Here is a 12,276-nt window from a genome sequence, read left to right on the forward strand (position 1 = left end):
CGGAAGATGGGCTACAGCATGCGATTCAAATGGTATTTGTTAACGTATCGTATGTCTGAACAACATGCTATGTGTGAAAATAAAAGCCCGAAAAGGGCTTTTATTATTTTTATCCGGGCGGGAAAATCGCAAGCCGTGCTCAGCGACAGAGTAGCTCGTAATCTGGATTGAGAATTTTTTCCATCGCTTGATGGTAGGCATCCTCAACGGTTTGTGGTGAGTTGCAGCGAACCCCCAGATATTCCAGCTTTCCGTCTTCGATGCCGTAGACCACACCGTGTAGTTCGATTTGTTGTCCTCGCTCCCAAGCGCCTTGAAGGATAGTCGAGTTACCCATGTTATAAACCTGTTCTGCGACATTGATTTCAGCTAGCTTATCGGCACGGTCTTGATCAGACATCTTGTCAAGGTAAGTTCGGTGTTTACAGTAGACATCGTGAATGTGAAGTAACCAGTTATTAATGAGGCCGAGCTTCGGCGTATCGATTGCGGCATTTACGCCACCACAGTGATAGTGTCCACAAATGATAACATGTTTCACTTTAAGTACATCAACAGCGTACTGGACGACAGAAAGGCAATTCAGGTCGGTATGAATGACTAAATTGGCAACGTTGCGGTGAACAAATAATTCACCGGCATGAAGCCCGGTCAGACGTTCTGCCGGCACGCGGCTATCGGAACAGCCAATCCAGAGGAAATCTGGATTTTGACCTTCTGCCAGTTTACTGAAATATTCAGGATTCTCCGCTTTAATCGATTCGGTCCATTTCGCATTGTTTTCGAATAGTGTTTTAATCTGGGGCATCTTACTTTCCTTATCAGCAATGGGGTGTCTTTCCCACAGCCTAAAGATCATCAATCCGATTGTTCGGTAGGTTTAACTGAGAATTAATATACACAATATAGTGGCGAATATATTGCTTTTTTCACTCATCTGATCAGATATGCTAAGAGTGGGAAAAATAGTGGTGATAAATTTACCGATTTTAAAAGGTTCAGACAGATAATGAGGCGGTGACGTTAAACTGTGCATTTTCACCGTAAATGTCCTCATTTAAATTCATTTTTTTGAGTTTTAGCGGCAAGTTTGCAATTTCATTTTTTTCTGATGTAAGGTTGAAACTGACAGGTTGAACCTCCATATGAAAACTATTCGTCTACTTGCTTCTCTATCATCAGTTGCTGCTTCAGCAGACGATGCCAATGACACAGGATCTTATTCAATATGAATGCATTAGAACTAACCGATTTGCGTAAAACGTATGCCGGTGGATTTGAAGCACTAAAAGGCCTCAATCTGACGGTGAGAAAAGGGGATTTTTACGCCTTACTTGGGCCGAATGGGGCCGGGAAGTCAACCACAATCGGTATTATTTCCTCACTCGTCAATAAAACCTCGGGAAAAGTATCCGTCTTTGGCCATGATTTGGACAAAGAAATGGAGCGGGCTAAGCTTTCTTTGGGATTAGTGCCGCAGGAGTTTAACTTCAACCAGTTTGAAACGGTTGAGCAAATCGTGATCCAACAAGCGGGATACTATGGTGTGCCTCGTGCCCAAGCCAAAGAACGGGCGAAGAAATACCTGACTCAGCTTGACTTATGGGAAAAGCGGAAAGAACGCTCCAGAAATCTCTCCGGCGGTATGAAGCGTCGTTTGATGATTGCCCGGGCTTTAATGCATGAGCCTCAGTTATTGATTCTCGATGAACCCACCGCCGGTGTTGATATTGAATTGCGCCGTTCGATGTGGAATTTCCTTCAGCAGCTTAACCGGCAAGGTATTACGATTATTCTGACAACACATTATCTGGAAGAAGCCGAAATGCTGTGCCGCAATATCGGGATTATTCACGGTGGGGAGTTGATTGAAAATACCTCGATGAAAGCGTTACTCGGCCAGCTTAAAGTGGAGACCTTCATTCTGGATATTGCACCAACAGTCACGGATATCCCTCAACTGACGGATGTACTCAGTCAGAAAAATGTGGACGGCTCTCTGGAGATTGAAATCGAAAAAACACAAGGGTTGAACCATGTTTTTCGTCAGTTAAGTGAGCATGGTATTCCGGTCCTGTCGATGCGCAATAAGGCCAACCGACTGGAAGAATTGTTTGTCCGTATTGTCAATGAATCAACGACGGGTGGGCACGCCACCGCAAGTCATGATGCGGATACTACCGATCATGAGACGTCAACGAACTAAAATGAGAGGAAGCATGTATAAGCTTTATTGGACCGCCTTTTGCAGTTTGCTGGGGAAAGAAGTGGTCCGTTTTTCCCGTATTTGGGTGCAAACCCTCGTACCACCAGCGATTACGATGACACTCTATTTTATCATTTTCGGTAATTTGATTGGTTCTCGCATCGGGATGATGCATGGTGTCAGTTATATGGCCTACATCGTGCCCGGCCTGATTATGATGTCGGTAATTACCAACTCCTACTCCAATGTTGCCTCCTCATTTTTTAGTGCCAAAATGCATAAAAATATTGAGGAGCTGTTGGTTGCACCGGTACCGACTTATATCATCATCGGTGGTTATGTGATGGGCGGGGTTACCCGAGGATTATGTGTCGGAGTCATGGTGACATTGGTGTCGCTGTTTTTTGTCGATCTTCAGGTTGAACACTGGGGCATTATTGTCATGACTGTTTTCCTGACATCTGTCGTGTTCTCTCTTGGTGGATTCATTAATGCCATCTATGCAAAAAGTTTTGATGACATTTCGATCGTCCCGACATTCATTCTGACACCGCTGACTTATCTGGGTGGGGTTTTTTACTCATTATCGCTGTTGCCTGAATTTTGGCAGTATGTGTCCAAGGTCAATCCCATCGTGTATATGGTCAATGCATTCCGTTATGGATTTCTGGGGATTTCCGATGTGAGTATTCAGGCATCGTTTTCAGTGTTAGGGATCTTCATTGTGTTGCTGTATTCACTGGCTTACATGCTGGTGAAAAAGGGCACGGGTCTGAGAACTTAATTAAAGGCTCAATTGAGCCGTGATTCATTGACTCGCCTGACCGACAATTTAAGACGATTTGAGCAGCAGGGGGCACCGATAGCGGTGCCCCTTTTTATATGAGTGTTTTCATATGAATGTATTTTTATAAAAATGCGCTTTATAAAAAAGGCCATGACGTAAATAATACGCTCAGGGTAAGTAGCAAGCTCATTCTGATAAAGAACAGAACAGATTTTATATCACACATTTCATTTTTCCTCAGAACATCAATACCGTCATTGTATCTATCCTTCTATTTTATCTGATTTCTCCATATCTATTACTTTTTTGTTGTAATTTTCCTTCATTTTTTCTTATTCATTCGGATTTAAAGCACATTACAAGTTTAATAAGCTGTTTTTTATATCAATTGTGTTTTTTTATTTCATTTTTATGCGTTTCGCATAGTGAAACAAAAACCGCCAATTGTTTTAAATTTAAATCATTGGCTCACAAAGTAAGCAATTTGAGATTTTAAAATTCGGAATAAAACGTAGCATCAATTACGTAATGTGAAATGAACTGGAGATAAGCAATGCCTCTCGTATCCTTAAATGAACTGCAACATCAATTTGAAAGTGCCTTGCTCAAAAGGGGCATGCAAGCCGATTCTGCAACCCAACTTGCCCAAGGGTTTGTTGAAATGGCGAATGAAGGAACCTACTCACACGGTATCAATCGGTTCCCAGTTTTTATTTCTCAGGTGGATCAAGGGCACATCAAACTCAATGCCGAACCTGAGTGTGTCAATAGTCTTGGCGCATTGGAACAGTGGGATTGCCATTTTGGTCCCGGTGTTCTGAATGGGTTGATTTGTACTGACCGTGCTATTGAACTGGCGAAACAGTATGGGATCGGCATGGTCGCAATGCGCAATTCAAACCACTGGATGCGCGGTGGAACTTACGTTCTCAAAATGGCTCGTGCCGGATTGGCTGGCATTGCGTCCACCAACTCTATCGCTGTGATGCCGGCTTGGGGAGGAAAAGATCATCGCGTTGGCAGTAATCCATTAATTATGGCCGTAGCGGGAGATCCGCCGGTATTGGTGGATTGTTCAATGAGTCAGTATTCCTATGGTCAACTGCAAAACTATGTGCTGGCCGATAAAGAACTGCCTGTCGTGGGGGGCTTTGATGATGAAGGTCATCTCACCACTGATCCGCATGTGCTTTGGGAAAACAAACGACTACTCCCCATGGGATTCTGGAAAGGATCGTCGATGGCCGTGGTGCTGGACATGCTCCTGACGGCTGTGAGCGGTGGCTATTCCGTCCCTGCGTTAACCGAAGATATGCAAGCTGAATTCGGGGTCTCGCAGTTTTTGATTGCAATTGATACCAGCAAAACGATGGACGGGGAACGTTTGATCGAAGAGATGAAACGGATCCGAGAATATGTACTCGACTCAGAACCCGCTGAAAGTGGCAAAGTCATGATTGCGGGATCTGAAATTCAGTCTTATATCGACAAGCATCGACAGCAAGGTGGTATCGAGATTCACGATGAGATTTGGCAACAGATTCTTGAACTCTAGATTGACCGTATCAGTCGATCTGACAACAAGAGTCGCTCTGACAACAAGAGTCGATCCGATAACAAGCATGATTCAGATAAGTGAGCATCGCCGGAGAGTTGTATATGCGTACGGTATTGAAATGGGTTTTGGACAGTATTGACATCATCATGGCAGCGATATTGGTCGCAATGTTGGTGCTGGTATTTACCAATGTAGTCCTCAGGTATGGATTTTCTTCAGGGCTTAGGGCATCGGTTGAATTGTCTCGTCTGGGGTTAGTCTGGGTTGTCATGCTGGGGGCGGTGATCGTCCTCAAACGTGATGAGCATCTGGCGGTTAAAGAATTTACCGAGAAACTCATGCCGTGCTGGGTCCCATTCCTCAGACGGTTATGTTGGTTGATCATTTTGATCTCGGTCGGGATGCTGTTTTATGGCGCATTTGGTCAGATGATGGCGAACTGGCGCGATATCTCGCCTTTGACCGGTCTGCCGTCGGCGCTGTTTTATCTTGCCGGTGCGATTTCCGGCGGGTTGATGGCTATTCTAGCGGCAGGACGGATCTTTTTCCCACAGTGGTTGATTGACCATTCTGCGCATGACGCAACTGCGGCAACACAGACGCAGGAGGATAAAGCATGACGCTATTTATCTTCTTAACGGTCTTGATTGTTTCGATCCTTTTGGGATTACCCGTAGCCTTTGCATTACTCCTATCGTCAATCGCACTGATGGTGCACATGGATCTGTTCAGCTCTGACATTCTGGCTCAGTCGCTGATCAATGGTGTTGATAGCTTTACGCTGCTGGCTATTCCATTCTTCCTGGTTGCCGGTGAGGTGATGTCGGCTGGTGGGTTATCGACGCGAATTGTCCGGTTGGCGAGCTGCTATGTCGGTCACCGTAAAGGTGGGTTGGGGTATGTCGCCATTATGACATCGGTTCTGCTTGCCGGGCTTTCCGGCTCTGCGGTTGCTGATGCTGCGGCACTGGTCAGTATTCTTTATCCGATGATGAAAGCCGCCAAATACCCGCAGAGCTCATCGATGGGTCTGTTGGCTGCGGGCGGCATCATCGCCCCGGTCATTCCCCCGTCTCTGCCGTTAATCTTGGTTGGGGTTGCCGGTAGTATTTCGATTAAGAATCTATTTCTCGGTGGGATTGTGCCCGGTATTTTAATGGGATTAACACTGATGTTTGTCTGGGCGTTCACCGTCAGAAGCGAAGATCTGGATGTGCAGCCCAAAGCCTCAAGCGCGGAGAAACGAGCAGCGCTAAAAGATGGGATTTGGGCGCTATTGTTACCCGTTATCATTATTGGTGGGATCCGCTTTGGTATCTTTACCCCGACAGAAGCTGCGGTTGTGGCGGCAGTATATGCCATCTTTGTGGCTTCGGTGATATACCGGGAAATCAATCTACGCAGCTTTTATCACATCCTACTTAATGCCGGACGTTCGACCGCGATGGTGATGTTCTTGGTCGGATGTGCGATGGTCGCCGCCTGGCTGATTACGGTCGCTCAGCTACCGCAACAACTGGCGCAGATGCTGGCACCGTTGATTGACAGTCCGCGTCTGCTGATGGCAGTCATTATGCTGCTGGTTTTGTGTGTCGGTATGGTGATGGATCTGAGCCCGACCATTCTGATTCTTGTGCCGCTCCTGATGCCTGTTGTCAAACTGGCAGGGATCGACCCTACCTATTTTGGACTGATGTTCGTGATCAACTGTTCGATCGGTTTGATTACGCCACCGGTTGGCACCGTGCTCAATGTCGTGTGTGGCGTGGCAAAAGTGCCAATGTCGGCGGCGGTCAAAGGCATCTTTCCATTTATTCTGGCGTACTCCGTGTTACTCACGCTGTTCGTCATCTTCCCGAGCATTATAACAATACCAATGAAACTTATTATCGGATAACGGAGAAACAACATGAAATCAATTCTGAAAGTCGCAGGCTTGGTGACAGCACTGGCAGTGTTCACAACCCAGTCTTATGCCACCACGTTGAAGCTTGCCCATGCTGCACCTGAATCGGATCTGCAACAGGACATGTCACTTTTCTTTAAAAAAGAAGTCGAAGCGCGTTCTCACGGGGATATCAAAGTGAATATCTTCCCTCAAGGACAATTGGGAAATGATAAGCAGATGATTGATGGTACCCGGGCGGGGATCATTGATATCTCGATGGTTGGACTGAATAACTGGTCTGGCTTAATCCCTGAGTCGGCTGCTTTCACTTTGCCATTCATTTTTCCGAATCGGGAAGCCGCTTATAAGGCATTGGACGGTGATGTCGGCCAGGATGTGCTTAAGTCGATGGAAAAATATGGCATTAAAGGGTTGGGATATCCGGAAAACGGTTTTCGTAATATGACCAATAATCGTGGACCAATCCGTAAACCGGCAGATGTCGCCGGGTTGAGAATGCGAGTGAATAATTCCAAAGCACTCAATGATATGTTCAATGCATTAGATGCGAATCCCCAACAGATCCCTGTCTCTGAACTTTATACCGCCTTAGAAACCGGCGTGGTCGATGCGCAGGATCATCCCATTGGTGTCACCCTGTCTTTCAAGTTCTATGAAGTACAGAAATATTTGAGTATGACGCAACACGCATATTCACCGCTGGTCTTAACCATGAACTTAAAGAGCTTCAAAAAACTCAGCGCTGCTGAACAGAAAATTATCACAGATGCTGCAACTGAAGCCGTCAATATGCAGCGCCAAATGAGTATTAAGCGAGAAGATCAGATGATCGCTGAATTGGAATCTCATGGGATGAAAGTCAACCGCGATGTCGATGGCGCAGCATTTCAGGCTGTGGTGAAACCGGTTTGGAATGAATTTATCAAAGAAAACGGTGACGACATGATCAATCGTATTTTGGCGACTCAAAAATAAAGTCAGCGATGAATGAGGCTTTCGGTGTGCGGTGCTGCTGTACACCGAAATTCAGAGGAGAAATATCGACAAGGCTTGTCGATAGGAGCATGTATGTATTCTGAAATCAAACAACGCGTATTCGATGCGAATCTGAGTCTGCCGAAGTATGGTCTGGTGACATTCACATGGGGCAATGTCTCTGAGATTGATCGGGCGAGTCATATTATCGCGATCAAGCCATCGGGTGTGGCATACGATGACATGACGGTCGACGACATCGTCGTCGTCGATCTGGATGGCAATATTGTCGAAGGGACGTTGAATCCTTCAAGCGATACCAAAACCCACCTGGAACTTTATCAAGCATTTCCAGCGATCGGGGGCATTGTGCATACCCATTCACGTCATGCCACGATCTGGGCTCAGGCCGGATTGGATATACCTGCGCTCGGAACCACGCATGCCGATTATTTTTACGGCAACATTCCCTGCACTCGTCCGCTGACACCAGCAGAGATTCAGGGCGACTATGAGCAAAATACCGGCTTGGTGATTATTGAAGCGTTACAGCAGCGACAGATTGATCCGGTTGCTGTACCCAGTGCGATCATTGCCGGTCATGCCCCGTTTAGTTGGGGGAAAAATGCCAATGAAGCGGTTCACAATGCCGTGGTTTTGGAAGAAGTCGCAGCAATGGCTCTCGGCACCCGTTCCCTGAATGCCGACATTATGTTGCAGCAAGAACTTTCGGATAAACATTACTTCCGCAAGCACGGCAAAGATGCCTATTACGGACAAAAGAGTAAATAAATCAGTCGGTTTACTGATGGCGGAGCAGAATATGGGTCAAAGCACAATGCGTTATTTTCTTGGGATTGATTCCGGTGGCACGGTTCTGAAAGCGGGTCTGTTTGATTGTCACGGACGTCAAATTGCGTTGTATCGTGAAAATACCCAAGTGATTCGTGAACAACAGGGCTGGATCGAACGGGATTTAACGCTGTATTGGCAAGAAGCCTGTCGCGCGATTCAAGGGGTGATCAAGCAGAGTGGCATCCGTCCGGCGCAGATTTGCGGTCTGAGTATTTCGGCACAGGGCAAAGGGCTCTATTTGCTGGATAAACACGGACAAGCGTTGCGTCATGGCATTCTGTCGTCTGATTCCCGTTCTATCGAAATTGTCAGACAGTGGCAACAAGACGGCATTCCTCAGACGATTTACCCTCTGACCCGTCAGACTTTATGGACGGGGCATCCCGTGTCGATCCTGCGCTGGGTGAAAGAATATGAACCTGATATTTATGCGCAGATCGGTGCGGTCTTGATGTCACACGACTATTTACGTTACCGCCTGACCGGCGAGATCCGGGCAGAGGTGACCAATATGTCGGAAAGTAATCTCTATCATGCTGACAAGCAACAGTACGATCCGGCACTCCTGTCGATATTTGGTATTGAAGAAGTTTGGCCGGCACTGCCTGAGTTGATTTATCCTGCAGAATGTTCCGGTACGATCAACGAAGACGCTGCCCAAGCCACCGGATTAATGGTTGGCACACCGGTTTATGGTGGGTTATTCGATGTGGTTTCGACCGCGATCTGTTCCGGAATTGATGCCGGGCAACCGATGCTGAATGCGGTGATGGGGACTTGGTCGGTGACTTCCGGGATCACGACCGATCTTGAAGATCACCCTGATGAGCAGTTTGTTTACGGACATTATGCGATGCCCGGTGCTTATATTGTCCATGAAGCCAGCCCGACATCAGCGAGCAACTATGAATGGTTCGCCCCTTATCTGGGGGGTGAAAAGATCGATCATCAGGAGAATGAGCGTCTAGTCAGCGCACTGGCGCCATTAGCCAGTGACGTGCTCTTTGTGCCTTTTCTGTATGGCTCTAACGCGGGGCTGGGGTTGAAAGGATCGTTATATGGATTGCAGGCTTATCACAGCAAAGCCCATCTCATTCAGGCGATCTGGTTGGGCATCTTGTTTTGTCATCATGTCCATCTGCAAAAAATGTTACATCGTTTCCCTGAAACCCGTGTGTTACGGGTGACCGGCGGTACCACACAGTCACCGACCTGGATGCAGATGCTGGCCGATTTAACCGGACTGATACTCGAAATTCCCGCAGTCGAGGAAACCGGCGCATTAGGGGCCGCTCTCGTCTCAATGGTTGGCAGTGGTACTTATCCCGATCTCGCCACTGCATTGGCTGCCTCAGATATCCCGATAGAAACGGTTCATCCCAATCCTGATTTATATGACAGTTATCAAAGTCAGTATAAACGCTATCTACGCTATGTCGAAACGCTGAAAAATTTTGAGGAAATTGTATGAACCCGACACAACCTTATTTGCAAATCGCACTGGATTCGACGGATCTGAGTACCGCCTTAAATGATGTTGATCATGTCGCGGATGTCGTCGATGTGATTGAAGTCGGTACGGTACTGGCTTTCTCAGAAGGTATGAGTGCGGTTAAGACGCTTCGGCAACACTATCCCCGACATATATTGGTGTGTGATATGAAGTTGCTTGATGCCGGAGAAACATTAGCGGAGATGGCATTTGCCAGCGGCGCGAACTGGATTACTGTCGGTGCGGCCGCACATATTGAAACCGTCCGCTCAGCTCAGCGGGTTGCGCAGCAATTTGACGGTGAAATTCAGATTGAACTGTTCGGACACTGGACAATTGAGGACGCGAAACTCTGGGTAGAAAGTGGTGTGACACAGGCGATTTATCACCGCTCCCGGGATGCACAGGCTGCCGGTGTGGGGTGGGGGGAGCATGATTTGATGCAAATGGAACAATTATCTGAGGTCGGGCTTGAACTCTCGATTACGGGTGGTATTGTTCCGGAAGATATTCATTTGTTTAAGAATATCCGTGCAAAATCGTTCATCGCTGGACGCGCACTGTCAAACCAAGAGGGCAAAACCATTGCCCGTGAATTTCGCAAACAGATCAACCACTACTGGTAAGGTTTCTTTATGAATGAGCAGGTAAAATCATGAGTGAGCAGGTAAAATCATTGGTGAAGTCTATGGCTGTGCTGGAGTTTCTTAGCCACCACCCCGATGGGGTCGCGTTGCATGAAATTGCGCAGCAGACTGGCATCAACAAAACCTCGGCTTATCGTATGCTCAGTACTTTTGAGGCGTTGGGGTATGTCGCCCAACATTCAGCGTCGAAGAACTATCGGTTAACCTTAAAACTACTGCATATCGGTCATTCGGCTTTGAGTTCTGATGTGTTGTCTACGACTCGGCCGAAGCTGAATGAGCTGGTGAAAGACCTGAATGAAACGATCAACTTTATTTCCCGTGAGGGGGATAAAATTGTGTTTCGGGATAAGCTGGAACCTCAGCATTCGCCTTTCAGAACCCGTACATTTGTCGGTATGTATTCCGAAATGTATTGCACCGCTGCGGGAAAAGTCTTTCTGGCATTTTCAACGCAGGAAGACCAAGAGAATTACTGGCAGCGCAATGTCGGACTGATTCAGAAGTTAACCGAAAATACCATTATCAACAAACCCCATTTTCTCGATGAGCTGAACAAGATCAGAGAACAGGGGTATGCGATTGACAATGAAGAAAATGAAGCCGGGATTTCTTGTACTGCCGTGCCGATTTTTGACCGTTCAGGCTCACCGGCCTATGCCGTCAGCCTCTCAACACTCACACCCCGGTTAAGAAATATCGGACCGGATAACCTCGCGAAGAAGATCAAACAAACGACAGAAAAGATAGAACAAGAACTGTTTAAGCAGTGATTGAAAAGGATACCAGCGATGAACAACCATACCCTCAAATCTCGCATCGGCTTATATGAAAAGGCGATGCCGGCAACGCTATCGTGGGAAGATCGTCTCAGAGAAGCGAAATCACTTGGCTTCGATTTTGTCGAAATTTCTGTCGATGAAACCGACGCTCGGCAACAACGGCTGGACTGGGGAGATGATGAGATTGATCAGCTTCGTCAGCTCTGTTTTCAGTACGACATACCATTACAAAGCATGTGTTTGAGTGCGCACCGTAAGTACCCATTTGGCTCTGAACATCCACAGGTTCGAGAAAAAGCCCGTGAGATTATGGAAAAAGCCATCAAACTAGCCTACCGACTGGGGATCCGGACCATTCAATTGGCTGGATACGATGTCTATTATGAGTCTCAATCAGTGCAGACCCACCAGCGTTTTATTGAAGGAATGCGTTGGGCCGCGAAGCTGGCAGAGCGGGCTGGCGTGATGTTGGCGGTTGAAATCATGGATACGCCCTATCTGAATTCGTTATCCAAATTTGAAGTCTTAAAACGGGAAGTCCCGTCCCCTTATTTTATGGCTTATCCCGATGTCGGTAATATCACGGGCTGGAATCACGATGTTTGTACCGAGCTGAAACTGGCCCGGGATCATCTGGTGCAGATTCATCTCAAAGATACGCTGAAAGTGAAACACGGTTTTTCCGGGAAGTTTCGGGATTTGGTGATCGGTGAAGGCGAAGTTGATTTTCCGGCTATTTTTACGGCACTCAAAGAGATTCACTACGGTGCCCCGTTTGTGATCGAAATGTGGGCTCACGATGAGCACTGGCGAGACAATATCATCACCGCCAAACAGCGTTTAACCGAGATGGCGCACAGCGTCGGGTTTGAGCTATAAGCTGTTTTCTACTCGTTAGTTTTCCAGATTCAATTGCTGATAAGGCGCGTGTCAACGCGCCTTATTTTTCATTTCGATCCATGATGACCGTTGAGGGGGATCCTAAGCCGAAACAGGATTCGCAGCAAATGTGATCCAATTCACTTAAAGATCAAAAACAAACGACATCTCTATCAAATACAGATC

Annotated in this window: 12 protein-coding genes; 11 read left to right on the top strand and 1 reads right to left on the bottom strand. The window is 47.0% G+C overall.

Annotated features, from left to right (window positions below):
* Positions 1-139 precede the first annotated feature (139 nt).
* Positions 140-808, bottom strand: a complete 669-nt coding sequence (gene can / locus OCU60_RS02770) for a carbonate dehydratase (RefSeq protein WP_074372768.1) — start codon at positions 806-808, stop codon at positions 140-142.
* Between the two features lie 420 nt (positions 809-1,228).
* Between can and OCU60_RS02775 the strand changes: the two genes are divergently transcribed.
* From OCU60_RS02775 to OCU60_RS02825, 11 genes are all read left to right on the top strand, one after another.
* Complete coding sequence (locus OCU60_RS02775) at positions 1,229-2,206, top strand: ABC transporter ATP-binding protein (RefSeq protein ID WP_074372769.1); 978 nt, start codon at positions 1,229-1,231, stop codon at positions 2,204-2,206.
* A 13-nt stretch (positions 2,207-2,219) separates the two neighbouring features.
* Positions 2,220-2,990: an ABC transporter permease gene (locus OCU60_RS02780; protein WP_074372770.1), complete on the top strand. Its 771-nt coding sequence runs from the start codon at positions 2,220-2,222 to the stop codon at positions 2,988-2,990.
* A gap of 556 nt (positions 2,991-3,546) precedes the next feature.
* Positions 3,547-4,548 (top strand): 3-dehydro-L-gulonate 2-dehydrogenase, encoded by a 1,002-nt coding sequence (gene yiaK / locus OCU60_RS02785; protein WP_074372771.1) that lies wholly within the window; start codon positions 3,547-3,549, stop codon positions 4,546-4,548.
* Positions 4,549-4,652: 104 nt separating this feature from the next.
* Positions 4,653-5,171 (top strand): TRAP transporter small permease, encoded by a 519-nt coding sequence (locus OCU60_RS02790; protein ID WP_074372772.1) that lies wholly within the window; start codon positions 4,653-4,655, stop codon positions 5,169-5,171.
* Positions 5,168-6,448 (top strand): TRAP transporter large permease subunit, encoded by a 1,281-nt coding sequence (locus OCU60_RS02795; protein WP_074372773.1) that lies wholly within the window; start codon positions 5,168-5,170, stop codon positions 6,446-6,448. The genes OCU60_RS02790 and OCU60_RS02795 overlap by 4 nt, the downstream gene beginning before the upstream one ends.
* A 12-nt stretch (positions 6,449-6,460) precedes the next feature.
* A complete protein-coding gene (locus tag OCU60_RS02800; RefSeq protein WP_074372774.1) occupies positions 6,461-7,435 on the top strand; it encodes a TRAP transporter substrate-binding protein in 975 nt (324 codons plus the stop codon).
* 93 nt (positions 7,436-7,528) lie between these two features.
* Entirely contained in the window at positions 7,529-8,227 is a 699-nt protein-coding gene (locus OCU60_RS02805; protein ID WP_074372775.1) for an L-ribulose-5-phosphate 4-epimerase, read from the top strand.
* Positions 8,228-8,273: 46 nt separating this feature from the next.
* Entirely contained in the window at positions 8,274-9,761 is a 1,488-nt protein-coding gene (locus tag OCU60_RS02810; RefSeq protein WP_074372891.1) for an FGGY-family carbohydrate kinase, read from the top strand.
* Positions 9,758-10,408, top strand: a complete 651-nt coding sequence (locus tag OCU60_RS02815; protein ID WP_074372776.1) for a 3-keto-L-gulonate-6-phosphate decarboxylase UlaD — start codon at positions 9,758-9,760, stop codon at positions 10,406-10,408. Before OCU60_RS02810 ends, OCU60_RS02815 begins: the two co-directional genes overlap by 4 nt.
* Positions 10,409-10,437: 29 nt before the next feature.
* On the top strand, positions 10,438-11,202 hold the full coding sequence (locus OCU60_RS02820; RefSeq protein WP_074372777.1) for an IclR family transcriptional regulator: 765 nt from the start codon (positions 10,438-10,440) through the stop codon (positions 11,200-11,202).
* Between the two features lie 18 nt (positions 11,203-11,220).
* Complete coding sequence (locus OCU60_RS02825) at positions 11,221-12,090, top strand: L-ribulose-5-phosphate 3-epimerase (protein WP_074372778.1); 870 nt, start codon at positions 11,221-11,223, stop codon at positions 12,088-12,090.
* The last annotated feature ends 186 nt before the right edge of the window (positions 12,091-12,276 follow it).

Source organism: Vibrio spartinae (assembly GCF_024347135.1).
GTDB lineage: Bacteria > Pseudomonadota > Gammaproteobacteria > Enterobacterales > Vibrionaceae > Vibrio > Vibrio spartinae.

Coding starts and splice junctions, on each gene's coding strand:
- OCU60_RS02790 (WP_074372772.1), top strand. CDS start 4,653: ATGCGTACGGTATTGAAATGGGTTTTGGACAGTATTGACATCATCATG.
- OCU60_RS02805 (WP_074372775.1), top strand. CDS start 7,529: ATGTATTCTGAAATCAAACAACGCGTATTCGATGCGAATCTGAGTCTG.
- OCU60_RS02815 (WP_074372776.1), top strand. CDS start 9,758: ATGAACCCGACACAACCTTATTTGCAAATCGCACTGGATTCGACGGAT.
- can (WP_074372768.1), bottom strand. CDS start 808: ATGCCCCAGATTAAAACACTATTCGAAAACAATGCGAAATGGACCGAA.
- yiaK (WP_074372771.1), top strand. CDS start 3,547: ATGCCTCTCGTATCCTTAAATGAACTGCAACATCAATTTGAAAGTGCC.
- OCU60_RS02795 (WP_074372773.1), top strand. CDS start 5,168: ATGACGCTATTTATCTTCTTAACGGTCTTGATTGTTTCGATCCTTTTG.
- OCU60_RS02775 (WP_074372769.1), top strand. CDS start 1,229: ATGAATGCATTAGAACTAACCGATTTGCGTAAAACGTATGCCGGTGGA.
- OCU60_RS02800 (WP_074372774.1), top strand. CDS start 6,461: ATGAAATCAATTCTGAAAGTCGCAGGCTTGGTGACAGCACTGGCAGTG.
- OCU60_RS02780 (WP_074372770.1), top strand. CDS start 2,220: ATGTATAAGCTTTATTGGACCGCCTTTTGCAGTTTGCTGGGGAAAGAA.
- OCU60_RS02810 (WP_074372891.1), top strand. CDS start 8,274: ATGCGTTATTTTCTTGGGATTGATTCCGGTGGCACGGTTCTGAAAGCG.
- OCU60_RS02825 (WP_074372778.1), top strand. CDS start 11,221: ATGAACAACCATACCCTCAAATCTCGCATCGGCTTATATGAAAAGGCG.
- OCU60_RS02820 (WP_074372777.1), top strand. CDS start 10,438: ATGAGTGAGCAGGTAAAATCATTGGTGAAGTCTATGGCTGTGCTGGAG.